The organism is Propionivibrio soli (genome assembly GCF_025770765.1).
Classification (GTDB): Bacteria; Pseudomonadota; Gammaproteobacteria; order Burkholderiales; family Rhodocyclaceae; genus Propionivibrio; species Propionivibrio soli.
Genome location: NZ_JANZKY010000021.1, coordinates 1 through 26,363, shown reverse-complemented (window position 1 = coordinate 26,363; position 26,363 = coordinate 1). Strand labels below are relative to the sequence as shown.

The following is a 26,363-nucleotide window of genomic DNA, read 5'->3' as shown; positions in this document are numbered from 1 at the left end:
GTCCACCCGAAGCCCGGTGGCCGGCAATCAGAACGTGATCGAGGTTTTTTACAGCGCCCTCTTTGTACGAGCCGGCCAGCTTCTTTTCATGTCCGGCTCAGCTTCTGACTCTTTATCGGTCAGTCCTTTTGGTACTTCTTTGTCGGCCTTTCTCTTGCTTGACAAGGCCCACAGCGAGCTTCAAAGTTGTCACACAATATTACAAATGACGAACTTCGAGCGAAGTAAAGCACATAACTTGTATAATTACAATACAGCTAGACAAATTTCCCGGGGATGTGAAATGGCGTTGTTTCCAGAGTTCAAAGTCGAGCGTTTGACCAACGGCGGTACGCTCGCGGATCGGGTTTGCGACAGTCTGATCCAGCTGATAAACAGCGACGATTTCCCTGCAGGAACACGGCTTCCCTCAGAAATGAGCATGGCCAGCCGCTTCGGCGTCAGTCGTACCGTGATTCGTGAAGCCGTCTCGCGGCTCAAATCCGAAGGCATGGTCGAATCCCGGCAAGGCAGCGGAGTCTTTGTGCGCAAGGGGAATCTCGATTCCCCATTCCGTTTCGACCGCAATGTGATGGCCTCGATGCAGTCGGTGCGACAGGTGGTGGAAGTTCGACAAGCCTTGGAGGGGGAGATCGCCGCGCTGGCCGCTGTTCGACGCACGAAGGCACAACTGGCGGCGGTCAAGCAAGCCGTGAAGCGTATCGACGAGGACGTGGCCAAAGGCAGTGACGGCGTCGACGCCGACATCGTGTTCCACCGTCGCATTGCCGAGGCTTGTGGGAATCCCCATTTCGTTGCCTTGGTTGAGTTCCTATTCAACGTTCTTCGCCGGGCCACGCAGATCACCCGCGCCATTGAAGCGACCAAAGTTGAACTCGCCCAGCAGGTCAGAGAAGAGCATCGAGCGATCGTGGAGGCTCTTGTCGCACAGGATCCGGAAGCGGCGCGCGCGGCGGCGCGGTTGCATATGGAGCGTGCATGTGCGCGTCTGGCCTCGCTTGACGACGACGGTGCGTTGCGGCGTTTCGTCGACAATCCGTCGGAAGAAATCGCATTTCCCGGTTGAGGCACGACGGATTTTCCGTCTCTCGATTGGACCTCTCCGGACACATTCCCACTCTGCAACATGCGGGAATGGGCGGCCGCTCTTTGCAGCGCAAACACGGAATGCACAGAATGCCGCAGCCTGGCATCGAGGGGAGCCGAGTCACAAGTCCAGCGATTATCCCGCATATCGAGAGCCGCCTTTCCGTTCCAACAGGTGCGCGTAACGGCCGTCCGTTCAGCCGGCATGAGCCTTCATATACGCGAGATTGTTCGCGTTCCACTGGTTTTCCAACCGGCATGTCTCTTCGAACGAGTCCTGCCACGTCAGCCAGTGCTCGACGATGCGGTTGATTCCGCGCGATTCCGGCGCCACTTTCCGGATCATGTAGTCGTAATCGAGGAGCCCCTGGCCGAGTTCGGTCCCTTCCAGCGTAAAACCAACCCAGCCGCCGCGACGCGTAAAGGCAAAGTCCTTCACGTGCAGATTCACGACGTACGGTGCGCATCGGTCGATGACATCGCGCGGGTGCTCGAGCGCCGCGACACAATTGGCGGGATCGAGGCAGATACCGAGACTTGGGCTTCCGATGGATTCAACGAGTGACACGAGCTCGCGCGAGCCGAGCTGCTCGTACGTTTCGAGCCCGATCTTCACGCCTGCCGCCTCGTAGGCCGGCAGTATCTCCTTAAGCAGCTTTTCAGCCTCGGACAACGTTGGGCGGTGATCGGGGGTGTTGACCATGCTGCGGAGGACTGTTGCTCCGAGCGCTTGCGCCATATGCAGGAACTTCGCCAGATGCGCCGGTTGGATGCCTTTCGTGCCGAGTTCGAGCACGATACCGGCCCGGTCAGCAACCGCTTTTACATCGCGGAGTTGAGCATCCGGGAAGTCGAGGATCGGAAGGTAGTCGCAGATCTGAAAGACTTCCCCTCCGAAATCCCGCGTCCGCTGAATCATGGCCGGCAAGTCGAGCGGCTGCGGCGCGCGCGCTGAATGCTGCCAAAAGAATGCGTAGGTGCCGAGGCCGATCATGTTCGTTTCCTTCCCGCGTATTACGCTGCCGACATTCAATACCATTCGTTCTCACCGTAACCGCTGCCGACTCTGCGGCCGGTTCGATTCGACGGGTAGCACCAAGGACTTCTGACCGCTGCGCTACCCGTTTGCATGGACTAGATTTTCGGATCGTCGGGGTGCAGCATCGTTGCGATACTGCGGTCGAGCACATCGTCTTCCCAGATACGTTTCCAGTCGTCACGCAACACCAGGCGGTTACCGAGCCCGACGGCCACCTTGCACGCATCGGACACTTGAACGTTACCCATCTTGCCGAGGAAGACCGCCGAGAGAATGTTGATGTGGCCCGTGAGGAAGGACACAGCGGCTTCGCGCGGGATACCGCGGCGCTCGGCCTCATTCACGGTCTCGGCCATGGCATACAGCGTGGACGCGCCGAGGATTTCGACCAGCGTCGGCTCAAGGAACGCGATGTCGCGAATGCCCATGACGAAACTCTTGCCGACGGGTGCGAACATCAGTTCGCTCACTTTACGTGCCGCGTCGAAATTCTTGTCATCGCCCTGGATCTTCGCCATGACAATATCCTGCTTGCCCGCGACCCCGCCGAAATAATCGTGCCGTGCTTCGTACGTTTCCTGGTCGGTAAAGTACGACGGGTGGCAGGGATGGGTAACGACGAACGAACAGTCGTCGCGCAGCGCCAGTTCCTTGGCCACCGCCGCCGCCGGGTCGAGAATGATCAGCGTGGCGCCCGGAGTCATCATGCTCACGATGCCGACGGAAACCTTCTTGATGATCACGTCCGGGACCGCGAGAACGACGATATCGCTCTTCGGTACAGCGGCCTCCGCCGGTACCGTATCGAAGCCACGCGCCCGAATCGACGCGATGCCGGCTTCAGAGGTCTCGCAGAAATGAAGCTCGATGCTCTCCGGATGCTTGGCGAGGTTGTTGGTAACCCGCGTACCCATCTTGCCGCCAGCCCCGATGACGCTGACCACGATCTTCTGTTGCATTGCGCGCTCCTCTTGTGAAAAAGCAAATCCGTCAAACATCAAACGTCTGATGTTTAGTTTGGCGCAACGCTATCACCGGCTTTTTTTGCTGTCAATCGAATTCGCTGGCCTCGCCAGCCGAGACGGAGGAATGCCGGGAGCGGCGGTTGTCAGGGCTTGAAAACGAGGTACTCCCAGAGCTCCATCGAATCCTCGACGGCCCGTTCCGCCGCGGCCTCGTCACGCTGCTCGATAGCGTGCAGGATCTTGGTGTGCGCCTCTCCGGTTTCCTGACTAGGCACCGTATGCTTGAGGAGGCTTTGCGCGATGTAGATCTTGAAGTACTGCATGACGAACTTGTAAACAGTCTCCAGCGGACCGTTCCGGCAGGCTTGCCCGAGCAGACGATGGAATTCCAGATCGTGCGCAAGCAGCTTCTCGTTATCGCGTTCGGGGCTGTTGCGCAACGCCACAGTCTGTTCCACACATTCCCGCAACGCGCGCAACTCGTCTTCGGACGCATTGCGGACCACGAGGCGAACCACGCTCTTCTCGAGGATCAAGCGCAACTCCTTCAGTTCGGCGAACTGCGGTTGCGAAACGATCATGCTGAAAAGGAGCGGGTCGAACACCGCCTCTACGCTGCGCGTCGAAATATACGTGCCGTCGCCCCGCTTCACCTCGACGATACCCAACGCCGAGAGGATTTTCATCGCTTCGCGCACCGAACCGCGGCTCACCGAAAGCAGCTTGGTCAGCTCCGTCTCCGCTGGTAGCCGATCGCCTGGCATGACCTTCTTGCTGAGCAGCAACTCCTTGATGCTGTTGACCACATGGTCGACGGACGATGCAGCCGGTCGGGCAGAAAGCAATGTTGAAAAGCCTGTAGCATCGGCGGAACCGGTCGAGGGCTCAGTCGAACCAAGGGGTGCCGGCGTGGGCTCCTCGCCCCTCTTCGGCGAATGCACCGATTTCGCTTGGTGTTCTTTTTCCTTGAGCATCGTCAACGTGGGCTTTCAACACGGAGGCTCCTCACATGGAGCGCTCGTCATCGTGATTCCGATATTATTCGGAGACAAGTACCAACAGGCCGGCTCGCCGCGCCCCATTTCACCGGGCAAAACGGAAGTCAGTTGCTATTCATATTTTAAACTGATTGAACTGCATGAAAGGAAAGACCCTATGACACCTTCGATCGCCTATCTTGGCCTTGGCAGCATGGGAATGTCCATGGCGGCCCGGCTGATCGAGGCCAGCTATCCGTTGACCGTTTGGAACCGCAGCGCCGGCAAGGCGGCACCGCTTACTGGAAAAGGAGCCCGTGAAGCCGCAACTCCGGAGGACGCCGTCAAGAACGCCGATTTCGTTTTTTCGATGGTTGCCGACGACCGCGCACTCGAGGACGTCGTGTCAGGCGACCACGGCATGCTGTCCGCGATGAAACCGGGCGCCGTCCACGTCTCGATGAGCACCATCCTGCCGGCCACGGCGCAACGCCTCGCGGCTGCCCATGCCGAACGCGACGTCGGCTACATCGCCGCGCCGGTCTTTGGCCGTCCGGAGGCCGCCGCAGCGGGCATGCTGTGGATCTGCCTATCAGGCAAAGCGGCCGACAAAGAGCGCTTGCTGCCGATCATCAAACCGCTATGCCAACAACACTATGACTTCGGCGAAGAGCCCCAAGCGGCCAACGTCATCAAGCTCTCCGGAAACTTCATGATCGCCTCCGCCATCGAGGCGATGTCCGAAGCCTTCGTATTCGGCGAAAAGAACGGCATCGATCAGGGCCGGCTTGCGGATTTTTTCGGCAGCACCATCTTCAACTGCCCGATCTACAAGAACTACGGGCGAATCATCGCGGAGCAGCGTTTCGATCCGCCCGGTTTCCGGCTCGCCCTCGGTCGCAAGGATATCCAACTCGTCGCCGAGACCGCACGTTCAAGCAATGTCCCGATGCCTTTCCTCGCCACGTTGCAAAACCGCTATACGGCACGGGTTGCGAAGGGCGGTGCGGAATCCGACTGGACGAGCATCGCGCTTGATGTGGCGAGCGACGCCGGTCTTGTCCGCTGAAAGTGCCACGAAGGCCATAAGGTGACGCAACTCAGCACTCGCCACGCTGCATGTCCGCAGCGTGGCGAGGGTTCCGATTCGTGGGCCTCCGAATACTTCCCTCCGAAGCGCACATCGACTGCCCGGCATTCGCCCTCTCTGGCAAGAAATTCAAGGCGAAAAAAAACCTCGCCCGAAGGCGAGGTTTATGGAGTACAGCAAATTCGTTATTTCAACTTGGTTTCCTTGTAGGCGACATGCTTGCGCGCCTTCGGATCGTATTTCATGATCTCCAGTTTTTCCGGAGTCGTTTTCTTGTTCTTGGTCGTCGTGTAGAAGTGGCCGGTTCCAGCTGTCGACTCGAGCTTGATCTTTTCACGCATGGCGATGTCCCCTGTCAGATTTCGCCGCGGGCGCGCAGGTCGGCGAGCACAGCGTCGATACCGTTTTTATCGATGATGCGCAGACCCGCGTTGGACACGCGCAGGCGCACCCAATGGTTCTCGCTTTCAACCCAAAAACGGCGGTATTGCAAGTTCGGGAGGAAGCGGCGCTTCGTTCTGTTATTGGCGTGGGAAACGTTATTCCCGACCATCGGGGCCTTGCCCGTTACTTGGCAAACACGCGCCATGATTTGTTGCTCCAATTAAGCTTGGGAAGAAAGCCGGCAATTCTAGCCCAACTGTCCGGAATAATTCAAGTCTTTTCTGACACCTAGGAGACACGCGCGCCTACAGCAACCCCCTCTCGGCGAACGAAAGCGGCTTTGCCCGCCCGGCGACGATGAAGTGGTCGAGCACGCGAACGTCGACCAGTGCCAACGAACGTTTGAGCTCCTGCGTCAGCATCTCGTCGGCCGCCGATGGCTCCGCGACGCCGGAAGGGTGGTTATGTGCGAGCACCACCGCGGCCGCATTGTGGGCCAACGCCTTTTTGACGACCTCGCGAGGGTAGACGCTCGTCTGCGTCAACGTTCCGCGGAACAGCTCCTCACCGGTAATCAATCGGTTCTGCGCGTCGAGCCAGAGCGCGAAAAACACTTCGTGCCCCAAATCGGCCAGATGCAGGCGCAAGTAATCCCGCACGGCCGCCGGACCGTCGAAAGCCGAAACGCTCTTTATCTCCTCGGCCAGCGCCCGCCGCGACATTTCCAACACGGCTTGAAGTTGAGCGTATTTGGCGGGTCCCATCCCGGGGATCTTTTCGAACTCATCCGCGCTCGCCGCAAACAGGCGGCTAAGGCTGCCGAAATGGCGAATCAGGTCGCGCGCGAGATCGACCGCACTCTTTCCCTTCATTCCGACACGCAGAAAGATTGCCAGCAACTCGCTGTCAGAAAGCGCCCTCGCTCCTTGGGTAAGCAGCCTCTCGCGCGGACGTTCGTCGGCCGGCCAGTCGGTAATTGGCATGAGACGATCTCAGTTAAAATGACCAGCCAGGCATTTTATCCAAGCAACCGGACCATTCAAATGGAATTAAGCGGCAAGCGTATCGTCCTCGGCGTAACGGGCGGCATCGCGGCTTACAAGGCGGCCGAACTCGTCCGTCTGCTGATCAAGCAGGACGCCTCGGTCCATGTCGTGATGACCGACGCCGCCTCGCATTTCGTTACCCCAGTCACCTTTCAGGCGCTTTCAGGCAACCCCGTTTTCACGGATCAGTGGGACCCGCGGATCGCCAACAACATGGCGCACATCGACCTCTCGCGGGAGGCGGACGCGCTGCTCGTTGCCCCGGCGTCGGCCGACTTTCTCGCCAAGACAGCCGCTGGTATCGCGGACAACCTGCTTACCACGCTGGTTCTCGCGCGGGACTGTCCATTGTTCGTCGCCCCCGCGATGAATCGCCAGATGTGGGAAAACCCAGCGACCCAACGCAATGTCGCGACGCTGCGCAATGACGGCATCGGCGTCCTCGGCCCCGCCGCCGGCGACCAAGCATGCGGTGAGGTCGGCCAGGGACGAATGCTCGAACCGGACGAGATAGTCGCCGAACTGATTGCGCACTTCCAACCCAAAGTCCTCGCCGGACGGAAAGTCCTCCTCACCGCTGGACCGACCTTCGAGGCTATCGACCCGGTGCGGGGTATCACCAACCTGTCGAGCGGGAAAATGGGCTTTGCCATCGCATGCGCCGCACAGGAGGCCGGGGCAGAGGTCACTCTGGTTTCTGGTCCGGTGACTCAACAGACCCCCCGCGGCGTCACGCGCGTGGACGTCACCAGCGGGCTGGAAATGCACGCCGCTGTCATGGAGCGCATTTCCGGGCAGGACGTATTCGTCGGTGTGGCCGCGGTGGCGGACTATCGGCCCGAAGCAATTGCTGATCGCAAGATCAAGAAGGAAGACGGCGCCACTCCCGATATCCGGCTCGTGCGCAACCCCGACATCCTCGCCGAAGTAGCCGCCCTGCCCGCCCCGCCGCTTTGCGTCGGTTTCGCCGCGGAAAGCCACGATCTTGCCGCTTACGCGGAACGCAAGCGTATGGCCAAGAAGATTCCCCTCATCGTCGGGAACCTGATCCAACACGGGTTCGGCGGCGACGACAACACGGTCGTCCTGTTCGACGACGCGGGTCAATGGCCGCTAACCCCAGGCCCCAAAATTCAACTCGCGCGTCAACTCATCGCGCGCATTGCTACCTTGCTGGAGAATCGCTGATGCATCGAATCGACGTCCGACTGCTGGATCCCAGGCTGAAGGACAGCCCTCCCCACTATGCAACGCCGGGTTCGGCCGGCCTGGACCTACGCGCGTGCGTCGAAGCGCCGGTGCGAATTCATCCCGGCGAAACGGTGCTCATTCCGACCGGCATGGCCATCCACCTTGCTGATCCAGGGCTCGCCGCGATGATCCTGCCGCGCTCCGGGCTCGGCCACAAGCATGGGATCGTTCTCGGCAATCTCGTGGGTCTGATCGACTCGGACTACCAGGGCGAGATCATGGTTTCCACCTGGAACCGTGGCAAGGAGGCGTTCACGATCAATCCGCTCGATCGGCTCGCTCAGCTGGTCGTAGTCCCCGTGTTGCAAGTGCAGTTCAATGTAGTCGACGAGTTCGACGCAAGTTCGCGGGGCGCTGGCGGCTTCGGAAGCACCGGGAAATCCTGACACGATAGCGGAAATCGCATGGTCTATCAGCAGACGATCGAAGTCGGCACGCGCGGGCGTGGAACGACCGACCTTACGGACGAAGTCGCGCACATCGTTCGCGACGCGAAGATCAGTACCGGTATTGCCCACGTATTCGTAAAGCATACAAGCTGCTCGGTGACCATTACCGAGAACGCCGATCCTTCCGTGCGGCGCGACCTGGAAATGCTCGCCAAGCGTTGGGCACCTGATGGCGACCCGGCGTATCAGCACGACGACGAAGGTGAGGACGACATGGCGGCGCACGCGAGGACCCTTCTTGCCGGCACGTCGGTGACTGTGCCGGTGGCGGCCGGTGCCCTTGCGCTCGGCACATGGCAAGGCATCTACCTTTGGGAACACCGTACTTCGTCGCACCGGCGGCGTATCGTGGTCACCGTTATTGGCTAAGCTTTTGATTAAGCCCGCGCGGCTTGCCAATCGAAGGTAACCGGCACCAAACCGCGTACGGCGTTGCCGAGGTAAACCGCAGCGCTGTCACGAAGGTCGGCAAGCGTCAGCGAGCATTCGACGGCGCGGCCAGTGTCGAGTAGATGGCCGCGCAGCACTCCGGGCAGCAGCCCGCATTCCACCGGCGGCGTCAGCAACGTGCCGCCCTCCTTAGCAACAAAGACATTGCTGCGCGCGCCTTCGCAGACCTCTCCCCGGGTGTTCAGGAATACGGCGTCGAATACGTTGGGGAAACCGGCCAGCCGCGCGAGTTCGCGCTCATAGCGTGCACGGGCTGTCGTCTTGTGACGCAGCAGATAGTCCTCCGGATCGAGCAATTCTTCGGCAAGAACCGCTCGCCACGGCCCGTTCGTTTCCTCTAGGGGCGTTTCCACAACGGCGATTGCGCCTTCATGCGCGAGCGTAAGACGAACCCGAAACAGCCCGTCGCTATGAGCGGCCGATCTTTCTGACAGCGCTTTCTTCACGCCCTCAATGTCGCATGAGAAACCTAGGGCTTTCGCGGACGCGGCAAGTCGAGCAAGGTGTCCCGACAACAACGGATAAGCGCCACGCTCCAGACGCAGCGTCTCAATGAGTTGGAATCCCGGATCGTACCCGGTAAGAAAACTCGCCTTAAGAAGGCATTCGGCGTATTCCCGCTCCGGCTTCGAGTCGATAACGACACCACTGCCGATGCCAAGCGTCGCTCGGCGCTCACGATCGATCTCCAGCGTACGGATCGCGACGTTGAAGCGGCAATCACCTCCAGGTGCCAGCCAACCCAATGCCCCTGTGTATAAACCGCGTGGCGACGTCTCCAATGCCGCGATCTTGCGCATTGCCGCGATTTTCGGTGCGCCGGTCACCGAGCCGCAGGGAAACAACGCGCGGAAAAGTTCGAAGAGAGAGACGCCGGGAAGATCGGCGGCAATCGTCGACACCATTTGCCAGACGGTGGGATAGTCTTCGGCCACGCAAAGCCCTTCGACGCACACCTTGCCAGGAGCCGCGAGGCGGCTGAGGTCGTTGCGCAGAAGGTCGACGATCATCACATTCTCGGCACGCTCTTTCTCAGATGCCAGCAGGGCATCGCGTGACGCCGCGTCTTCGATCGTCGTCTTCCCGCGCGGTGCCGTGCCTTTCATCGGTCGCGTGACGACTCGCGAACCGACGCGCTCGAAAAACAGCTCCGGCGAGTACGAAAGAATCGTTGCGCCAGGAACAAGAACGGCGGCGCCGTAACGAACCGGCTGGCGTTCGCGCAAACGGAGATATAGCGCGAGCGGATGTCCGAAAACGCGGCATCGAAGCGGGAAGGTGAAGTTGACCTGGTAACCGTCACCATCGTAGATCCAGCGCATGATCTGCTCGATTCGGGCGGCATACGTCGTCGAATCGATCCCGATCTCCGTTTCCGCTATGCCGACGACCCGATCGTGGGCCGCCACGCTCAGTAACCGTTGCGCGAAAAAAGCAGCAACCCCGCCGGCATCGAGGAGGGTCCTGCGGCCGAAGACCCAAGCACGCAACCTTGAACCCTGACGGCGTATCGCGGCGCCAGGTTCGAACCAAGCGCCGAGTTCATAGTCGGCCGCAACAACGACCCACTCCCCCTCTGCCGCCGCAGTCTCGACCGCGGCGAACGCATCGATCAATGCGTTCTCTCCGTCCCAATCCGCGGCCGCCACCGTGGAGTCGAAATCGATCGTCCGACTCAAGTCTTGGAACAGGACCGCGCCGCCCTGTCCATCATCAAAAAGAGCGACCGGGGCAGCTAGGCAGGTCATTGGAACGTCGGGAGCAACCGCACAAGCGCGCTACCGCGCTACTTGCGTTTGAAGAAGAACTCGAAGGTGCCGTCGGAATCCGCGTCGGAGAGAAGCTCGTTACCGGTCTGCTTGGCAAACGCTCGAAAATCCTTGACCGCATTCGGGTCGGTCGCTACGACGCGCAGAATCTGCCCTGAGGACATCTCTGAAAGGGCCTTCTTGGTGCGCAGAATCGGGAGAGGACAGTTCAATCCCTTGACATCGAGTTCGCGGTCGAAATTCATGAGCGGCTCCGCAGACGGAAGAAACTCATAATTCTAGCGTCTACCCGCCGTTCCTCTTGAGCTTAAGCTCCTCTTCCTGCAGCTTGCGCAGCTCACGTAGCCGAGCATCAACCGCCGACTGCTCGTAGAAGTTGCCGTCCGTCTCCTGCTGCGCAAACTGCAACTGTTCGACCGCTGCGCCGAGTTGACCTTGCAGCATGTAAAACTCAGCCTGCGCGCGATGCTGCTGCAAGCGTTTCCCCAACGCGGCATACGTTTTCGCCTGTAGGCCGTAAAGCTTGTAGTCGGAAGGATTCGATTGGAGTTGCGGCTCAAGGAAAGTTAGCGCCTTGTCGTAGTTGCGCCCTGCGTGAAGCGCTTCAGCGTAACCGTAGGCAAGCGACTTGGCTTGCGGGAAGCGCTGTAGTGCTTCCCGATAAATATTCTGAGCGGCGGCGAAGTCGCCCCCGGTTGCTTTCACCTCGGCCGCCAAGCCAGAAATGAATGGCGAAGCCGCCTTGAGCGCTTGTAAGGCTTCCACTTCCTTCTGCGCGTTCGCGACTTTCTTCGCTCTCATGAGGGCGACAGCAAGGCCGTAATGGACCGCCGCCTCGGACGCGTATTTTTTCTCCTTCAATTGCGTCTCGAATTCGGCGACACCCTCCTCCGGCGTCCCCATCATCGCCCGCAGCTTGGAACGCGCGAGGTAGAAGTCGAGGCTGCTAACTACCTGTCGGTAGGGGGCCTCCTCGGAACGGTTCTGCATATCCGAAATCCGCTCGACGGTCAGCGGGTGGGAACGCAGATAAACCGGGGCGTTGTTCTCGTAGAGCCGCCCGGCTTTCTGCAGACGCTCAAAAAAATCTGGCATACCGCGCACATCGAAGCCCGCCTTTTCGAGCGTCTGGAAGCCGACCCGGTCAGCTTCACGCTCGAAATCGCGCGAATACGCAAGCTGCGACTGCACCATCCCGGCTTGGGAAGAAGTCACGGCCGCCGCCGCCACTTGGGAGTTCGAACGCGCGGCCAGTATGCCAACGGCCATGGCGATCAGGCCAGGAATTGCCATTTGCTTCTGCTTCGATACTTGCCGCGCCAAATGGTGTTGGGTCACATGCCCGATTTCGTGCGCGAGGACGCTGGCCAGTTCGGACTCGGACTGCGCAGCCAACATCGTTCCGGTGTTCATGCCGATAAAGCCACCGAACATGGCGAAGGCGTTAACCGTCGTATCCCGAATGGCAAAAAAGTGGAAATCACCGGTCGGGTTGTCGCCCGCGGCCACCAGGCGCCTCCCCAAGCGATCGAGGTAATCGTTTATCTCGGGATCGTCGACGTACGTCGGCTCGCGCAGCCTGATTTCGTTCATGATGCTTTCGCCTATCCGACGCTCGACTTGCGGCGAAAGGTCGGCCCGCGCCGATTCTCCGAGGTCAGGGAGTTCCTCGGCGGCAATCGATGCCGTGGCGAGGACAACGCTCAGCGAGGCGGCTGCGACGGATTTCGCGAGGCGCAAGACCGGTTGGCGAATACGGGAAGAGAAGCAGAAGGAAATCACGGTAGGCATGAGAATACGCGCCGTTCGGTATCGGTCAATGATACTTGAGTCCCGACACCGTGCGTTGTTTCAAGTTGTTTCGCCCAATCGTAGAGCCCCTAGTCACGGGCGAAAAAAAACCCGCCGAAGCGGGTTTTTTCAGCGCTGTCTGGACTAGACGCGCGCGATGTTAGAAGCCTGTTTACCCTTTGGACCCTGAGTCACATCAAACGTAACTTTTTCGCCCTCTTTGAGGGTCTTGAATCCGCCCATGGTGATCGCCGAAAAATGGGCGAAGAGATCTTCGCTGCCATCGTCCGGAGTAATGAAACCGAACCCCTTGGCGTCGTTGAACCACTTGACAGTACCTGTTGCCATATTGCTACTTCCTTGAAAAAAGACTGGAACCGGGCATTCGCCCGACTTGCATGTTTGGTATGCGGACCGAAGTCCAAACCGAAACATTCAGTCTTTGTACGCTAGTTGTCACCGATGCGTCAAGCATTTTTCAACCCCGTACGGGAGCAAAAGACGTTTTATGTCCGCAGAAGCGGTCAATTCGCAATGTTGCGGAGCAGGAAAGACTGGTTAGAATTGGTTTATGGCAAAACAGCATCAGGAAGGATCGGTTCTCGAAGCCAAGCGCACCAAACTCGCGCCTCCGCCTCTCTATACCGTGTTACTGCTCAACGACGACTTCACTCCAATGGAGTTTGTCGTCCTCGTTCTACAGAAGTTTTTTTCGATGAGCAGAGAACGGGCGACGCAAATCATGCTCAAAGTACACGTGGAGGGAAGAGGTGTGTGTGGTATCTATCCACGCGACGTCGCCGCCACCAAGGTCGAGCAGGTTACGACCTTCGCACGGGAAAACCAGCACCCGCTGGCGTGCGTCATGGAGGAGAATTGAATGATTGCGCAGGAACTTGAAGTCAGCTTGCACATGGCCTTCGTCGAAGCCCGGCAGAAGCGCCATGAGTTCATTACGGTCGAGCATCTGCTGCTCGCGTTGCTCGACAACCCTTCGGCTGCCGAGACGTTGCGGGCATGCGGAGGGAACATCGAACAGCTCCGCAAGGATCTGACGAAGTTCATCGGCGAACATACCCCCACCGTCGAGGGACAGGAAGACATCGACACGCAACCGACGCTGGGTTTCCAACGCGTGATCCAGCGCGCGATTCTCCACGTGCAGTCTTCGGGCAAGAAGGAAGTCAACGGCGCGAACGTACTCGTTGCGATCTTCGGCGAGAAGGATTCGCACGCCGTCTACTACCTGCAAAAGCAGGGAATCTCTCGCCTCGACGTAGTGAATTTCATTTCGCACGGCATCAGCAAAGTGCCGCAGAACAACGCTGCTCGTCCGGAAAACGAAGCCGAGCCAGAGGGCGAACAACAAGCCGCGGCTGGCCCGTTGGACAGCTACACGATCAACCTCAACGCGCTCGCCATGCAGGGCAAGATCGATCCGTTGATTGGGCGCGACAGCGAACTTGAGCGCGTCGTGCAAACGCTTTGCCGCCGGCGCAAGAACAACCCTCTGCTGGTTGGCGAAGCCGGCGTAGGCAAGACTGCGATCGCGGAGGGCCTCGCACGCCGTATCGTGGAAGGCGAAGTGCCGGAGATTCTGTCCAAAGCGACGGTCTACTCGCTGGACATGGGCGCCCTGCTCGCCGGGACCAAGTATCGAGGCGACTTCGAGCAACGACTCAAGGCCGTGCTCAAGCAGCTGACCGAAAACCCGCTGGCGATCCTCTTCATCGATGAGATCCATACGCTGATCGGCGCCGGATCGGCGTCGGGCGGTACGCTGGACGCCTCCAACCTGCTCAAGCCGGCCCTATCCAACGGCCAGTTGAAGTGCATCGGCGCCACGACGTACACCGAGTACCGCGGCATCTTCGAGAAGGACCACGCGCTTTCGCGACGCTTCCAGAAGATCGATGTGAACGAGCCGTCAGCGGCCGAGACGATCGAAATCCTGAAAGGCCTCAAGGCGCGTTTCGAGTCGCATCACGGCATCAAGTATTCCTCGGCTGCGATCACGTCTGCCGTTGAACTCTCTGTGCGCTTCATCAGCGACCGTCACCTGCCGGACAAAGCGATCGACGTCATCGACGAAGCGGGAGCCGCACAGCGCATTCTGCCCAAGTCGCGGCAGAAGAAGATCATCGGCAAGCAGGATATCGAGGACATCATTTCGAAGATTGCGCGCATTCCGTCGACCCATGTGTCAACCGATGACCGTGGTGCCCTGAAGAACCTCGATCGCGACCTGAAGGCCGTGGTCTTCGGCCAGGAAATGGCTATTGATGCGCTTGCGAAGGCAATCAAGATGGCGCGCTCCGGCCTTGGCAATCCATCGAAGCCGATCGGCTGCTTCCTCTTCTCCGGCCCGACCGGGGTCGGCAAGACGGAGGTTGCGAAACAGCTCGCTTATTTCCTGGGCAACGAGCTGATCCGTTTCGACATGTCGGAGTACATGGAGCGGCACGCGGTGTCGCGGCTGATCGGTGCACCGCCCGGCTATGTCGGTTTCGACCAGGGCGGACAGCTCACAGAGGCCGTGACGAAGAAGCCGTACTGCGTGCTCCTGCTCGACGAAATCGAGAAGGCGCATCCGGACATCTTCAACATCTTGTTGCAGGTGATGGACCACGGGACGCTAACCGACAATAACGGGCGTAAGGCCGACTTCCGCAACGCGGTGATTATCATGACGACCAATGCCGGCCAGGAGGCGATCCAGCGGCCGAACATGGGCTTCACGAGCACCAAGCAGGTGGGCGACGAAATGGCCGAGATCAAGCGGCTGTTCACGCCGGAATTCCGTAACCGGCTCGATGCGACGATTTCGTTCAAGCCGCTCGACCACGAGGTCATCCTGCGCGTCGTCGACAAATTCCTGATGCAGCTCGAGGAGCAGTTGCAAGAGAAGAAGGTCGAAGCGACTTTCACGGAGGCGCTCAAGAACCACCTGGCGGAAAAAGGCTTCGACCCGCTGATGGGAGCCCGGCCGATGGCGCGGCTGATCCAGGACACGATCCGCTCGGCGCTTGCCGACGAACTCCTGTTCGGTCGGCTCGCGAACGGCGGTCACGTCACCGTGGACGTCGACGAGGAAGGCAAGGTCAAGCTGTCGTTCGAAGAGGAGGCCGCGGAGGTCGCATAAGCGCAGTTCAGCACAATCCGCATCTGACCTCGATGAACGGCCACGCACAAACGTGGCCGTTTCTTTTATTGACTTCGGATCGCGTCGGATACTAAATGCGCCACGGCCATGCGAAAATCCCCGCAGACCTTTTCCTTGGAGCACCCATGCAGCATTTTGCCAGCGACAACTATGCGGGAATCTGCCCCGAAGCCCTTGACGCCCTGCTCGCCGCCAACGTCGGTCATGCCCCGGCGTATGGGGACGATGACTGGACGCGCCAGGTTTCCGACCGTCTACGCGAATTGTTCGCCACCGACTGCGACGTGTATTTCGCCTTCAATGGGACAGCGGCCAATTCGCTCGCGCTGGCTTCGCTGTGTCAGAGCTATCACAGCGTGATTTGTCATGAGGTCGCGCACGTCGAGACGGACGAATGCGGCGGCCCGGAGTTTTTCTCCAACGGCTCCAAGTTGCTGCCGGCCAGGGGCAGCAATGGCAAGCTGACGCCCGACGCCATTCGCGAGGTCATTTCACGCCGGAGCGACATTCACTATCCGAAACCGCGAGTCGTAACGCTGACCCAAGCCACTGAAGTGGGCACGGTGTACCAACGCGACGAGGTGGCAGCGATCGCCGATTTGGCCCATGAGCACGGCCTGCGAGTGCATATGGACGGCGCGCGCTTCGCGAACGCGGTTGCCGCGCTTGGTGTCGCTCCGAGCGAAATTACATGGCGCGCTGGGGTGGATGTCCTCTGCTTTGGCGGAACGAAGATGGGGCTCCCGGTCGGCGAAGCCGTCGTCTTTTTCGACCGCTCGCTTTCCGAGGATTTCGCCTGGCGCTGCAAGCAAGCCGGGCAACTGGCGTCGAAAATGCGCTTCCTGGCGGCGCCCTGGCTCGGCATCCTCGAAGGCGGCGCGTGGTTGCGGCACGCCGGGCACGCGAACGCCATGGCACGGCGATTAGCCCACGGCATCACGGCTATCGGCGGCGTGGAAAGACTCTTCCCGGTCGAAGCCAACAGCGTTTTCGTTCTCTTGCCTGAGCAAGCTCAAGCAGCGTTGCGTGCCCGCGGTTGGCGGTTCTACACCTTCATCGGCGCTGGCGGCGTGCGTTTCATGTGCGCCTGGGACACGACCCCGGAAAGCGTCGACGCACTACTCGCCGATCTTCGCTCAGCACTGAGCTGAACGACGCAGGCGTGCGCATCTGCTCAACTACCGAGCAAAGCGCAGAAGCGCGTCAGGTCGACATTGCCCCCACTGATGATGACGCCTACCCGTTGACCGCGGAGTTGCGACTTCATCGCCCGTGCCGCTGCAAAACCGAGACAACCGGTCGGTTCGACGACGATCTTCATACGTGAGGCGAAAAAGCGCATGCAGTCGATCAACTCAAGATCGTTGGCGGTCAGGATGTCCTCGACATCGCGCCGTATGATCTCGAAAGTGTAATTGCCCAAGTGTTGCGTCTGCGCGCCGTCGGCAATCGTCTGCGGGGTGTCGATGTGGACAATGGCCCCTGAGCGGAACGAACGCTGGCCGTCGTTGCCGGCCTCCGGTTCGACCCCATAGATTCGGCAGTTCGGCGAGAGCGCGCGTGCCGACAGCGCCGATCCTGAAAGCAAGCCACCGCCCCCGAGACAAACGAAAAGCGCGTCGAGCTCGCCAACCTCCTCGAACAACTCCTTCGCCGCGGTACCCTGACCGGCGATCACATCAGGATGGTCATAGGGTGGGATAAGGGTCAGGCCCTGCTCCTCCGCGAGCGCTCGCCCGATCGCCTCACGGTCCTCCTTGTACCGATCGTACTCGACCACCTTGCCACCATACCCGCGCGTCGCCGCGACTTTTGAGGCAGGCGCGTCGTTCGGCATGATGATAGTCGAGGAGATGCCGAGCAGCGAGGCGGAAAGCGCGATCGCCTGAGCATGGTTGCCGGAGGAGAACGCCACGACGCCAGCACGTCGCTGCCGCTCGTCGAATTTCGACAGGGCGTTGAACGCGCCGCGAAACTTGAACGCCCCCATGCGTTGCAGATTCTCGCACTTGAAATAGACGCTAGCGCCTAACTCCTGGTCCACGGTACGCGACCGCATGACCGGAGTGCGATGGGCATGACCGGCTATTCGACCAGCCGCTGCAACGATATCATCGTAAGTGGGCAGATTGAGCATGGGGCAATTCCTTTCCAAGAGATTGTGGCCTACCACGGCCACGAGACGCGTACTCCGTGGCCGCTCGTCTCGGCACGCTCGAAGAGCAGTCGGGCAACAGTCAGATCCTGCAAGGCCAACCCGGTCATATCGAAGACGGTGACATCAGTCGCCTGTCGCTCCAGGTCCGTCTTGCCGGTGATGAAGTCTCCAAGTTCCGTGCAAGGCGTCGACGGCGCCCATTGCATCTCGCCAATCTGGCTGGCTTGCGTGCGGTCGTCGACTATCAGGCGCACGCGCGAGAGAAGGCCCTCTGGCAGTTCGCGCTTGCCGCGCGTGTCGGCGCCGACGCAGTTGAGGTGGGTCCCTGGGCGCACGGCGTTCGCGTCAAAGAGCGGACCCCTGCCCGGTGTCGCGGTAATCACGATATCGCTCTCGGCGACAGCGGCATTGAGGTCACTTGCCGGTGCGATGTCGCAACGATCCGCAAAACGCTTTTCGAAAGCGGCATCCGCCCCCCCGTGAGAAGCCACGTAGCGGACTTGCTTGATTCCATCCATGACCTGCAGCGCGAAATCCACTTGTACGGCCGCCTGCACGCCCGTACCAAAGACGCATAGCCGCGCACTGTCTGGGCGCGCAAGATAAATCAGCCCGAGCGCCCCGGCAGCGCCGGTGCGCAGGGTGGTGACGACGTTACCGTCGATAACGCAACGCGGCCGGCCCGTTTCAGGGTCGAAGAGCAGGATCGTTGCCTGATGCGGCTCTCCACCGCGCTGGCGGTTGGCGGGCCAGAAACCGGCGGCTTTGAATCCGAGCAGCCCTTGCGATGGGACATCGCCGGATTTGATGCCAAACACGGCACCCGACAGCAAGCGCTCACGCACAATAGGAAAGGTGCGACCTGCCTCAAGACTGTGGAGTTCGAATGCTTCACGCACGGCGCCAAGCGCGCTGGCAGAGTCGAGCAGCGCCTCCACCGTAGGCGCGTCCAACAGCAGCAGATGGGCGTCACTTGGCATCGTTGTACACCGTTGCGCGTGAAACGCCGAGATGCTGCGCGACGGTTTCTGTCGCTCGCCGCACCTCCATGCATCCGGCGGCCTTCAACTCGCGCACGAGAGCTCGCCGCTCCACCGCCTTAAGCGATCGCGGCGTGGTCGCGAGACGCGCCGCAAATTGATCGATGCGCTTCCGAATCGTCTCCGCCGCGGAAGGATCGAGCGTTTCAACCGTGGTCCCCGGCTCGTCGACTCGGCTGAATTGCCGAAGCATGTTTTGCAGTCCGTTGAACTGGCTGAGGTCCACATTCAAGCACAGGGCCGCCACGTAACGGCCACTCGCGTCCTTGAGGCCAATGGACGTGCTTTTCACCTGGCGGCCGTCAGCAAAGCGGTTGGCATAGTTTGCGATCACTTCCGGGTACGCAGGGTCGGCGATACGAGCCAAGCCTAGCTCGGTCACCGGATCGCCGACCGAACGGCCGGACAGGTTGTTATGAATGGCCAGTATGGCGTGTTCGGGGCGAGTCAGATCGTGCACTACCACTTCGCAAAACGGGGCAAACGTTTCCCCAAGGCCCTGCGCAATTTTCTCGATCTGCGCCAGAAAAGCGGCGTGCTCATTCGCTTTCGTTCTCATATGTACAGATTATCTAAGTTTGTACATTTTGTCAAAACTCGTTTGTGCTGATCGCGGCTTGTTATGCGAAGGACAAGCTCAGAAAGGTAGGGAAGCCAGGAAAAACCGCGCTCGGGATAGGACCATCATGCAGCAGTTGACCATGCCGAAGTGCGAGGCGCGAGATGCCGTAGGCAAGGCACCTCGAAAGCCCTACAGTACGACCTGCGTACCGAGTTCGACGACGCGGTTGCTGGGAATCTTGTAGAAGGTCGTGGCACTGCTCGCGTTGCGGAAGAGGAAGATGAACAGCTTTTCACGCCAGTACGCCATTTCCGAGCCGATCTTGGGTACCAAGGTGGCCCGGCCGAGGAAGAACGAGGTCTCCATCATGTTGATGTCGAGCCCCTGCGCGGCGCATAGGGAGAGGGCCTGCGGAATGTCTGGTTCGTCCTTGAACCCGTACTGCACGGTAATGCTGTAGAAATCGCCCTTCAGCTTATGGATTTCGACACGGTCGATCTCAGGCACATAGGGCACGTCGAACACCTTGACCGACACGACAAGCACACGTTCGTGCAGAACCTTGTTATGCATCAGGTTGTGCAGCATCGCGTTCGGCACGCGATCGTTGCTCGAGGTCATAAACACCGCGGTTCCCTGCACTCGCTCGGGCATCGAAACGAGCAACGCGTCGATGAAGGCAGTCAACGAAATTGCCTCGCCACTGGTTCGATCGGTGAGCAGTTGACCACCGCGCTTCCAGGTGCTCATCAGGAGAAAGACTGCCGACCCAACCGCCAAGGGGAACCAGCCACCGTCCGGGATCTTCAGCACGTTGGCAAACAGGAAGGTCGCTTCCACGCAGAGGAACACGGCGAAGAGAGCAATTGCCCGCCCCCACCCCCAGTTCCAGCTCTTGGCGGCTACGAAGGTGGCGAGAATCGAGGTAATGACCATATCGCCGGTTACCGCAATTCCGTACGCCGCTGCTAAGTTGTTCGTCGAGCGGAAACCGAGCACGAGAACCACCACCGCCAAGAATAGCCCCCAGTTAACCCCGGGCAGATACACCTGTCCCTGAGCTTTCTCTGACGTGTATTGAACCTCGAAGCGAGGTACGAAACCGAGCTGCATAGCCTGTCGGGTGACCGAGAAAGCACCCGAGATGACAGCTTGCGACGCGATCACCGTCGCTGCTGTCGCCAACGCGATAAGGGGATACAGGAACCAGTCCGGCGCGAGGTGATAGAACGGGTTCTCTATCGTGGCCGGATCCGCAATGATGAGCGCCCCCTGCCCATAGTAGTTGAGCAGCAACCCCGGCAGGACGAAGCCGAACCAGGCTTGGCGGATTGGTCGACTGCCGAAGTGGCCCATGTCGGCGTAAAGAGCCTCAGCGCCAGTCACGGATAGCACCACCGCGCCCATCGCCAGCACGGCGATATTACTGTGCTCGATCAGGAAGCGAATTCCATGCAGCGGGTTCACCGCGCCAAGCACCGCGGGATGGGCGGTTAAGCTGATAAAGCCCAGCACGCCGAGCGTCGAGAACCACATCACCATGATCGGCCCGAATAGCGCACCGACCGAAGCCGTTCCCCGCCGCTGAAAATAAAAAAGCAGGAAAAGGATGACCAAGGTCATCGGAATGATGAAGGGTCGGAATGCGGGCGTGGCCACATCAAGACCTTCGAGCGCGGAGAGAACTGACATGGCCGGCGTGACGACTCCGTCACCATAGAACATCCCTGCACCGACCAGGCCGGCGAGCAGGATCGCTTTCTCGCGGTGGCGATTGTTCTTGGCATTGTGCAGCGCAAGCGCGATGAGGGCCATGATTCCGCCCTCGCCCCGGTTGTCGGCGCGCATGATGAAAACGACATACTTGACGGAAACGATGATAATCAGCGCCCAGGTAATCAACGAGAGGATGCCGAGCACGTTTCCTGGGTTCAGAGGGATTGGGTGAATCCCAGCGAAGACTTCCTTCATCACGTACAGCGGACTGGTTCCGATATCACCGTAAACCACGCCGAGCGCAGCCAGTGCCAGCGCCGCTTGCTGCGCCCTGCTTTGATTCGTTCCGTTGTGCATTTATACGGTCTCTTTCAAATGCTGTTCTTTGCAACGGCGGGCGAAGGGCATATAGCGCGCCGAATGCAAAGTCCCCCTCGGGACTCTGATTCTTGTCGTTTCGAGGCAGGCGCTGCATCGCCCACTTCGGCGGGGTAAGGCTTCAATGCAAGGCTTCACGCGCCGGTACACGGCTGACAACAACGGGGAGTCGGGCGCACCGCGCCGGACTCCCCTGCGAATTTTCCTTGCTGAGCCGACGCCCAGACTTACGAGGCGCGATCTTACCCGATCGAGGCCTCACATGCACCTTCGGCCCCTTCGCGGTAGTTTCGGTTCTGGAAAAAAAAACGGCAGGAGATGTTCCCGCCGGAGGCAATCAGGAGAAGATGTTGCGTCAGAAAGGTCGATGAGCAACTGCGGATCGCTACGCCGAGAGGGCGATCCGCGTACCACTCCACGCGCCAGGAAGAATGGATGACGCGTTGGTCCGCTCGAAGCTTCCGTGCGTACCCGCTGTCGGTTTGCCTAAAAGGGAACCGACCATCGCCTGCCGGGCGGGAAGACGCGGCCCCGCTCGGCAGGCGTTCTTGCCGTTAACCGATCAGATGATCTGCGTCGACGTACTCATACCCGAGCGCGCGCGCCACGGCGGCGTACGTGACCTTACCTTCCGCGACGTTGAGTCCATTCTTGAGATGCACGCAGTCCTTAAGGGCTTTCTTCCACCCCTTGTCGGCCAGCGAAAGCGCATAGCCGATCGTCGCGTTGTTGAGCGCAAACGTCGAGGTGCGCGCCACGGCGCCGGGCATGTTGGCTACGCAGTAATGGACGACGCCGTCGACGATGAATGTCGGCTGTGCGTGCGTAGTCGGGTGGGAGGTTTCGAAACATCCGCCCTGGTCGATCGCCACGTCAACGATCACCGCCCCCTTCTTCATCTGCGAAATCATCCCAGCCGTCACCAGCTTCGGAGCCGCCGCACCTGGAATCAACACGCCGCCGACCACCAGATCCGCGTCCATGACGGCTTCTTCAATGTGCTGCGCGGTGGAAAACAACGTCGTGATGCGGTTACCATAAACAAGATCCAATTGGCGCAGCCGGTCGACGTTCTTGTCGATAACCGTAACCCGTGCGCCAACCCCCACGGCCATCTGCAATGCATTCGTGCCGACCACGCCTGCGCCAATGACTACGACGTGCGCTGCCGCAACGCCTGGTACGCCGCCGAGCAGAACGCCCATACCGCCCTTTGATTTTTCCAGATGCGCGGCACCGGCCTGAATGGCCATTCGCCCTGCCACTTCGCTCATCGGCGCCAGCAACGGCAGACCGCCGTTCGGACCGGTGATCGTTTCGTACGCCACGCAGATGGCACCCGAAGCGAGGAGCGCGGCCGTCTGTTCGGGATCAGGCGCCAGGTGGAGGTAGGTATAGAGAATCTGCCCCGGACGCAGCATCGCGCATTCCTGCGGCTGCGGTTCCTTGACCTTCACGATCATGTCGGCCGTGGCAAAGATCTCCGTCGGCTCGGCAAGAAGGGCAGCACCCGCCGCTTGGTAATGTTCGTCGAAGAGCCCGATGGCCTCGCCGGCCCCTTTTTGAACAAACACCGAATGGCCGCGCGAAACCAACTCGCGCACGCTGGCGGGTGTCAGTCCAACGCGATATTCGTGATTTTTGATTTCCTTAGGTACCCCGATTCGCATGACGTTTTCTCCATTGTGGGTTAAGTCGAAGCCGGTGCACGCAGTCTCGTGGAAGTCACTTGGGATTTAAAGTAGTATTAAACGAATTCACATTTAATAAGAATCGCTAATAGCCCTCGGAGGCATTCATGGATCGTTTTACGCCGGACCTTCTCGAATGCCTCGCGGCCATCGTCGAGGAAGGTGGCTTCGAGAAAGCGGCGCAGCGCCTGTCGATTACCCAATCGGCGGTGTCTCAGCGTTTGCGCGCGCTCGAAACGCAAGCAGGCACGGTGCTTATCGTGCGGGGACGACCGTTGCGGCCAACACCGGCCGGACGCCTTTTGCTCAAGCACACCATGCAAGTCCGGCTTCTGCATACCGACCTCGAACAGGAATTGCGCAAGCTCGCCCCAGGAACAACCGGTGGTAACAGCCTTGGCGAAAGTGAACGCATTTCCATCGCCGTCAACGCCGACAGCATCGCCACCTGGGCACTCCCTGCGTTCGACGCTTTGGTACGCCAGGGCGTTCCACTCGAGATCATTACCGACGATCAAGACTTCACGCAGGAATGGTTGCGAGAAGGGCAGGTATTGGGATGTGTCACGACGCTGAAACAGGCGCTTCGCGGCTGCAAGCTGGTTTTTCTCGGTTATATGGATTACGTGGCGGTAGGCAGCCCGGACACGGTCAAGCGTTTCTGCCCAGGCGGTCTGTCAGCGCATAACTTCCGGCAGTTGCCCTTCATCGCGTTCAATCGCAAGGACGATCTGCAGACCGAATTCGTGAGCCGCGCGTTCAAGCTGAAGCAAGCGAAGCTGAATCAGTGTTTCGTGCCTAGTTCAGAAGGCCAGGTACGCGCCGTTCTCGCTGGCTGGGGAGCCTGTGTCGTGCCCGAGATCCAAGTGCGGACGGAGCTCGAAAGCGGCGAACTGGTCAACCTCGTGCCGAATTCGCCGCTGCCTCTCGGCCTTTACTGGCACTGCTGGAATCTCGATTCCGCCGTGCTCAACGCGCTGTCAGCGGCGGTCGTGGACGCGGCGGCGAAGGTGCTGTGGCAAAGCAGCGGTAGCCGCACAGCGCGCGGCAAGGCGTAAGCCACCGGTAAGGGTTGCCCCGCTATGCTCGGAACAAAGCACTGGAATTTTGGTCTGCCACACATCGTTGACAACGGCCCACACATAAAAGAGAGAAACATGCAAAACGAGACCGTCAAGTATCTTCAACTGCTGTCCGAGAAATACCCGACCATTCAGGCGGCGTCGACGGCGATCATCAATCTGAGCGCTCTGCTCCAATTGCCCAAAGGTACAGAGCACTTCCTCTCCGATATCCATGGTGAATACGAGGCGTTCCAGCACGTCGTCCGTAACGGCGCGGGATCGATCTGGCGCAAGATCGAGGAAATGTTCGGCAACACGATGTCGAAGTCGGAACGGCGCAACCTGGCGACGCTGATCTACTACCCCGAATTGAAGACGCCGATGATGCTGCAATCGGTTGCCGACAGGGACGAGTGGAGCCGCCTGACGCTCGTTCGCCTGGCCAAGTTCTGCCGGCGCCTGAGCGCGAAGTACCGGCGCGAAACGGTACGCCGTTTTCTGCCGCCGCACGTCGCCGAGGCCATCGAGGAGTTGCTGTACGACCAGGAAGGCGTCGAACACAAGGCGGCGTACTACCAGAGCCAGATCGACATGATCGTCTCTACGGGCAGCGCGCAGACCTTCATCATCAGCCTCGCCGAACTCATCCAGCGCCTGGCGGTAGAGCGCCTGCACGTGATCGGTGACATCTACGACCGCGGGCCCGGCGCACACCTGATTCTCGATAGCCTCATGGAGTACCACCAAGTCGACATACAGTGGGGCAACCACGACATTCTGTGGATGGGAGCCGCCGCCGGCAGCGAGCCATGCATCGCCAACGTGATCCGCACCTGTCTGCGTTACGGCAATATGGAGACGCTCGAAAATGGCTACGGCGTCAGCCTGCTGCCGCTCGCGTCGTTCGCCCTCGAAACCTACAAGGACGACCCCTGCGAATTGTTCATTCCCAAGGTGTCGCCGGACGAGAAGTTCACTTCCCAGGAAATCCGCCTCATGGCGCAGATGCAGAAAGCCATGGCGATCATGCAGTTCAAGATCGAAAGCCAGGTCATCAAGCGCCGGCCCCACTACCAGATGGATGACCGGCTGCTGCTCGACAAGATCGATTACGAGCGCGGCGTTGTCCAACTCAACGGCGTCGACTATCCGCTGCTCGACACCTTCTTCCCGACCATCGACCCGAAAGCGCCCGATGCGCTGACGCCCGAAGAACAACAGGTCATGGACAAACTCAGGCTTTCCTTCGTCAACAGCAAGAAGCTGCAGCAGCACGTCCGCTTCCTCTTCTCGAACGGGAGCCTCTATCTAATTCACGACGGCAACCTCCTCTACCACGGCTGCATCGCCATGGAAGAAAACGGCGAGTTCAAGTCGTTCAACGTCGACGGCAAGTCTTTCAAGGGCAAGGAATTCCTCGACCGAGTGGACCGGCTGGCACGCCAGGGCTACTTCGCAACCGACAACCCCGAAGTCAAGCAATACGGCATGGACGCCATGTGGTTCCTGTGGTGTGCGCCGCAGTCGCCGCTGTTCGGGAAGGAAAAGATGGCCACCTTCGAACGCTACTTCCTGGCCGACAAGGTGACGCACGCCGAGAAGCGTAACGCCTACTACACGCTGCGTGACACGGAAGAATCAGCCACCAAGATCCTGCGCGAGTTCGGCCTCGATCCCAACACCGGGCGCATCATCAACGGCCACGTACCGGTCAAGGTGTCGAAGGGGGAACGCCCGATCAAGGCCAATGGCAAGCTTCTCGTTATCGACGGCGGTTTCTCGAAGGCCTATCAACGTGAAACGGGAATCGCCGGCTATACCTTGATTGCCAATTCACGAGGCATGCTGCTCGCAGCGCACCAGCCTTTCCACTCGACGCAGAAGGCCGTGTCGGAGGAAGTCGATATCGACAGCGAAACGGAGATCATCCACACGCATCCCTTCCGCATGTGTGTGCGCGACACCGATCGCGGTCGCGAGATCCAGCGCAAGATCGACGATTTGCAAGCGCTGCTGCATGCTTATCGCGAAGGCGTGATCAAGGAACACAGCGTCTGCTGATTCGGAAGTCCGGAGCGCCAGGCGCCAGAGACGGCAAAAGAAACGGCCTCCCTTGGGAGGCCGTTTCTTTTGGGGGCGCTTCGGACCGGACGGAGCGGCTCAGCGCGCCGCCCCGCCGGTTTAGTGGCGCCGCTTACCGGATGACGCGAGCGCCCTTGCCCTTCATGGCGGCTTCGACTTCCTCGACACGCACCATCGAGGTATCGCCGGGGGTGGTCATCGCCAAGGCACCG

General features: G+C 59.9%; 25 protein-coding genes. 10 read left to right on the top strand and 15 right to left on the bottom strand.

The window, feature by feature from the left end; translation table 11 throughout:
* Positions 1-16 precede the first annotated feature (16 nt).
* Positions 17-1,066 carry a FadR/GntR family transcriptional regulator gene (locus NZ453_RS20440; RefSeq protein WP_263772777.1) on the top strand — a complete coding sequence of 350 codons (1,050 nt, stop codon included), beginning with the start codon at positions 17-19 and terminating at the stop codon, positions 1,064-1,066.
* Between the two features lie 216 nt (positions 1,067-1,282).
* Here NZ453_RS20440 and NZ453_RS20435 read toward each other — a convergent pair whose 3' ends face one another.
* The 3 genes from NZ453_RS20435 to NZ453_RS20425 form a co-directional block, all read right to left on the bottom strand.
* A complete protein-coding gene (locus tag NZ453_RS20435) occupies positions 1,283-2,125 on the bottom strand; it encodes a sugar phosphate isomerase/epimerase family protein (protein ID WP_263772775.1) in 843 nt (280 codons plus the stop codon).
* 95 nt (positions 2,126-2,220) lie between these two features.
* Positions 2,221-3,084, bottom strand: coding sequence for a phosphogluconate dehydrogenase C-terminal domain-containing protein (locus NZ453_RS20430; protein WP_263772774.1), 864 nt, complete (start codon positions 3,082-3,084; stop codon positions 2,221-2,223).
* A gap of 149 nt (positions 3,085-3,233) precedes the next feature.
* Positions 3,234-4,064, bottom strand: coding sequence for a FadR/GntR family transcriptional regulator (locus tag NZ453_RS20425; protein WP_263772773.1), 831 nt, complete (start codon positions 4,062-4,064; stop codon positions 3,234-3,236).
* Positions 4,065-4,245: 181 nt separating this feature from the next.
* Between NZ453_RS20425 and NZ453_RS20420 the strand changes: the two genes are divergently transcribed.
* Positions 4,246-5,136, top strand: a complete 891-nt coding sequence (locus NZ453_RS20420) for an NAD(P)-dependent oxidoreductase (protein ID WP_263772772.1) — start codon at positions 4,246-4,248, stop codon at positions 5,134-5,136.
* 206 nt (positions 5,137-5,342) lie between these two features.
* On the opposite strand, the gene rpmG is transcribed toward NZ453_RS20420, so the two are convergent.
* The 3 genes from rpmG to radC all read right to left on the bottom strand — a co-directional run bounded on the left by rpmG (position 5,343) and on the right by radC (position 6,524).
* Complete coding sequence (gene rpmG / locus NZ453_RS20415; RefSeq protein WP_275983313.1) at positions 5,343-5,498, bottom strand: 50S ribosomal protein L33; 156 nt, start codon at positions 5,496-5,498, stop codon at positions 5,343-5,345.
* A gap of 14 nt (positions 5,499-5,512) precedes the next feature.
* Positions 5,513-5,746, bottom strand: coding sequence for a 50S ribosomal protein L28 (gene rpmB, locus NZ453_RS20410; RefSeq protein WP_263772771.1), 234 nt, complete (start codon positions 5,744-5,746; stop codon positions 5,513-5,515).
* A gap of 100 nt (positions 5,747-5,846) precedes the next feature.
* A complete protein-coding gene (gene radC / locus NZ453_RS20405) occupies positions 5,847-6,524 on the bottom strand; it encodes a RadC family protein (RefSeq protein WP_263772770.1) in 678 nt (225 codons plus the stop codon).
* Between the two features lie 60 nt (positions 6,525-6,584).
* Between radC and coaBC the strand changes: the two genes are divergently transcribed.
* The 3 genes from coaBC to NZ453_RS20390 are packed head-to-tail and all read left to right on the top strand — an operon-like array spanning position 6,585 to position 8,656.
* A complete protein-coding gene (gene coaBC / locus NZ453_RS20400) occupies positions 6,585-7,775 on the top strand; it encodes a bifunctional phosphopantothenoylcysteine decarboxylase/phosphopantothenate--cysteine ligase CoaBC (RefSeq protein ID WP_263772769.1) in 1,191 nt (396 codons plus the stop codon).
* Positions 7,775-8,224 (top strand): dUTP diphosphatase, encoded by a 450-nt coding sequence (dut, locus tag NZ453_RS20395; RefSeq protein ID WP_263772768.1) that lies wholly within the window; start codon positions 7,775-7,777, stop codon positions 8,222-8,224. The genes coaBC and dut overlap by 1 nt, the downstream gene beginning before the upstream one ends.
* A gap of 18 nt (positions 8,225-8,242) precedes the next feature.
* Positions 8,243-8,656 (top strand): secondary thiamine-phosphate synthase enzyme YjbQ, encoded by a 414-nt coding sequence (locus NZ453_RS20390; RefSeq protein WP_263772767.1) that lies wholly within the window; start codon positions 8,243-8,245, stop codon positions 8,654-8,656.
* Positions 8,657-8,664: 8 nt separating this feature from the next.
* Here NZ453_RS20390 and pabB read toward each other — a convergent pair whose 3' ends face one another.
* The 4 genes from pabB to NZ453_RS20370 all read right to left on the bottom strand — a co-directional run bounded on the left by pabB (position 8,665) and on the right by NZ453_RS20370 (position 12,645).
* Complete coding sequence (gene pabB / locus NZ453_RS20385) at positions 8,665-10,485, bottom strand: aminodeoxychorismate synthase component I (RefSeq protein WP_263772765.1); 1,821 nt, start codon at positions 10,483-10,485, stop codon at positions 8,665-8,667.
* A gap of 38 nt (positions 10,486-10,523) precedes the next feature.
* Entirely contained in the window at positions 10,524-10,751 is a 228-nt protein-coding gene (locus NZ453_RS20380; protein ID WP_263772764.1) for a sulfurtransferase TusA family protein, read from the bottom strand.
* Positions 10,752-10,791: 40 nt separating this feature from the next.
* Entirely contained in the window at positions 10,792-12,297 is a 1,506-nt protein-coding gene (locus NZ453_RS20375) for a beta-barrel assembly-enhancing protease (protein ID WP_263772762.1), read from the bottom strand.
* A 144-nt stretch (positions 12,298-12,441) separates the two neighbouring features.
* On the bottom strand, positions 12,442-12,645 hold the full coding sequence (locus NZ453_RS20370) for a cold-shock protein (protein ID WP_263772760.1): 204 nt from the start codon (positions 12,643-12,645) through the stop codon (positions 12,442-12,444).
* 223 nt (positions 12,646-12,868) lie between these two features.
* Between NZ453_RS20370 and clpS the strand changes: the two genes are divergently transcribed.
* The 3 genes from clpS to NZ453_RS20355 all read left to right on the top strand — a co-directional run bounded on the left by clpS (position 12,869) and on the right by NZ453_RS20355 (position 16,611).
* The gene (gene clpS / locus NZ453_RS20365; protein WP_263772758.1) at positions 12,869-13,177 is read left to right on the top strand and encodes an ATP-dependent Clp protease adapter ClpS; all 309 of its coding nucleotides are present in this window, start codon (positions 12,869-12,871) and stop codon (positions 13,175-13,177) included.
* A complete protein-coding gene (clpA, locus tag NZ453_RS20360; RefSeq protein ID WP_263772757.1) occupies positions 13,178-15,439 on the top strand; it encodes an ATP-dependent Clp protease ATP-binding subunit ClpA in 2,262 nt (753 codons plus the stop codon).
* Positions 15,440-15,585: 146 nt separating this feature from the next.
* Entirely contained in the window at positions 15,586-16,611 is a 1,026-nt protein-coding gene (locus NZ453_RS20355; RefSeq protein WP_263772755.1) for a threonine aldolase family protein, read from the top strand.
* A 23-nt stretch (positions 16,612-16,634) separates the two neighbouring features.
* Here NZ453_RS20355 and NZ453_RS20350 read toward each other — a convergent pair whose 3' ends face one another.
* The 5 genes from NZ453_RS20350 to ald form a co-directional block, all read right to left on the bottom strand.
* A complete protein-coding gene (locus NZ453_RS20350) occupies positions 16,635-17,597 on the bottom strand; it encodes a threo-3-hydroxy-L-aspartate ammonia-lyase (RefSeq protein ID WP_263772754.1) in 963 nt (320 codons plus the stop codon).
* A 29-nt stretch (positions 17,598-17,626) separates the two neighbouring features.
* Positions 17,627-18,598, bottom strand: coding sequence for an ornithine cyclodeaminase family protein (locus NZ453_RS20345; protein WP_263772748.1), 972 nt, complete (start codon positions 18,596-18,598; stop codon positions 17,627-17,629).
* Positions 18,588-19,217, bottom strand: a complete 630-nt coding sequence (locus NZ453_RS20340) for a helix-turn-helix transcriptional regulator (protein ID WP_263772746.1) — start codon at positions 19,215-19,217, stop codon at positions 18,588-18,590. Before NZ453_RS20340 ends, NZ453_RS20345 begins: the two co-directional genes overlap by 11 nt.
* Positions 19,218-19,409: 192 nt before the next feature.
* Entirely contained in the window at positions 19,410-21,293 is a 1,884-nt protein-coding gene (locus NZ453_RS20335) for a potassium transporter Kup (protein WP_263772745.1), read from the bottom strand.
* 575 nt (positions 21,294-21,868) lie between these two features.
* Complete coding sequence (gene ald / locus NZ453_RS20330; protein WP_263772744.1) at positions 21,869-22,984, bottom strand: alanine dehydrogenase; 1,116 nt, start codon at positions 22,982-22,984, stop codon at positions 21,869-21,871.
* 128 nt (positions 22,985-23,112) lie between these two features.
* Here ald and NZ453_RS20325 point away from each other — a divergent pair, with 128 nt between their 5' ends.
* Together NZ453_RS20325 and NZ453_RS20320 are read left to right on the top strand one after the other, a co-directional pair.
* Positions 23,113-24,063, top strand: coding sequence for a LysR family transcriptional regulator ArgP (locus tag NZ453_RS20325; protein ID WP_263772743.1), 951 nt, complete (start codon positions 23,113-23,115; stop codon positions 24,061-24,063).
* A gap of 99 nt (positions 24,064-24,162) precedes the next feature.
* Complete coding sequence (locus NZ453_RS20320; RefSeq protein WP_263772742.1) at positions 24,163-26,130, top strand: fructose-1,6-bisphosphatase; 1,968 nt, start codon at positions 24,163-24,165, stop codon at positions 26,128-26,130.
* The last annotated feature ends 233 nt before the right edge of the window (positions 26,131-26,363 follow it).

What these genes read in the sequence shown, in the direction of transcription:
- NZ453_RS20435 (WP_263772775.1), bottom strand. Translation starts at nt 2,125, where the DNA reads ATGGTATTGAATGTCGGCAGCGTAATACGCGGGAAGGAAACGAACATG.
- NZ453_RS20430 (WP_263772774.1), bottom strand. Translation starts at nt 3,084, where the DNA reads ATGCAACAGAAGATCGTGGTCAGCGTCATCGGGGCTGGCGGCAAGATG.
- NZ453_RS20425 (WP_263772773.1), bottom strand. Translation starts at nt 4,064, where the DNA reads ATGCTCAAGGAAAAAGAACACCAAGCGAAATCGGTGCATTCGCCGAAG.
- NZ453_RS20420 (WP_263772772.1), top strand. Translation starts at nt 4,246, where the DNA reads ATGACACCTTCGATCGCCTATCTTGGCCTTGGCAGCATGGGAATGTCC.
- rpmG (WP_275983313.1), bottom strand. Translation starts at nt 5,498, where the DNA reads ATGCGTGAAAAGATCAAGCTCGAGTCGACAGCTGGAACCGGCCACTTC.
- rpmB (WP_263772771.1), bottom strand. Translation starts at nt 5,746, where the DNA reads ATGGCGCGTGTTTGCCAAGTAACGGGCAAGGCCCCGATGGTCGGGAAT.
- radC (WP_263772770.1), bottom strand. Translation starts at nt 6,524, where the DNA reads ATGCCAATTACCGACTGGCCGGCCGACGAACGTCCGCGCGAGAGGCTG.
- coaBC (WP_263772769.1), top strand. Translation starts at nt 6,585, where the DNA reads ATGGAATTAAGCGGCAAGCGTATCGTCCTCGGCGTAACGGGCGGCATC.
- dut (WP_263772768.1), top strand. Translation starts at nt 7,775, where the DNA reads ATGCATCGAATCGACGTCCGACTGCTGGATCCCAGGCTGAAGGACAGC.
- NZ453_RS20390 (WP_263772767.1), top strand. Translation starts at nt 8,243, where the DNA reads ATGGTCTATCAGCAGACGATCGAAGTCGGCACGCGCGGGCGTGGAACG.
- pabB (WP_263772765.1), bottom strand. Translation starts at nt 10,485, where the DNA reads ATGACCTGCCTAGCTGCCCCGGTCGCTCTTTTTGATGATGGACAGGGC.
- NZ453_RS20380 (WP_263772764.1), bottom strand. Translation starts at nt 10,751, where the DNA reads ATGAATTTCGACCGCGAACTCGATGTCAAGGGATTGAACTGTCCTCTC.
- NZ453_RS20375 (WP_263772762.1), bottom strand. Translation starts at nt 12,297, where the DNA reads ATGCCTACCGTGATTTCCTTCTGCTTCTCTTCCCGTATTCGCCAACCG.
- NZ453_RS20370 (WP_263772760.1), bottom strand. Translation starts at nt 12,645, where the DNA reads ATGGCAACAGGTACTGTCAAGTGGTTCAACGACGCCAAGGGGTTCGGT.
- clpS (WP_263772758.1), top strand. Translation starts at nt 12,869, where the DNA reads ATGGCAAAACAGCATCAGGAAGGATCGGTTCTCGAAGCCAAGCGCACC.
- clpA (WP_263772757.1), top strand. Translation starts at nt 13,178, where the DNA reads ATGATTGCGCAGGAACTTGAAGTCAGCTTGCACATGGCCTTCGTCGAA.
- NZ453_RS20355 (WP_263772755.1), top strand. Translation starts at nt 15,586, where the DNA reads ATGCAGCATTTTGCCAGCGACAACTATGCGGGAATCTGCCCCGAAGCC.
- NZ453_RS20350 (WP_263772754.1), bottom strand. Translation starts at nt 17,597, where the DNA reads ATGCTCAATCTGCCCACTTACGATGATATCGTTGCAGCGGCTGGTCGA.
- NZ453_RS20345 (WP_263772748.1), bottom strand. Translation starts at nt 18,598, where the DNA reads ATGCCAAGTGACGCCCATCTGCTGCTGTTGGACGCGCCTACGGTGGAG.
- NZ453_RS20340 (WP_263772746.1), bottom strand. Translation starts at nt 19,217, where the DNA reads ATGAGAACGAAAGCGAATGAGCACGCCGCTTTTCTGGCGCAGATCGAG.
- NZ453_RS20335 (WP_263772745.1), bottom strand. Translation starts at nt 21,293, where the DNA reads ATGCACAACGGAACGAATCAAAGCAGGGCGCAGCAAGCGGCGCTGGCA.
- ald (WP_263772744.1), bottom strand. Translation starts at nt 22,984, where the DNA reads ATGCGAATCGGGGTACCTAAGGAAATCAAAAATCACGAATATCGCGTT.
- NZ453_RS20325 (WP_263772743.1), top strand. Translation starts at nt 23,113, where the DNA reads ATGGATCGTTTTACGCCGGACCTTCTCGAATGCCTCGCGGCCATCGTC.
- NZ453_RS20320 (WP_263772742.1), top strand. Translation starts at nt 24,163, where the DNA reads ATGCAAAACGAGACCGTCAAGTATCTTCAACTGCTGTCCGAGAAATAC.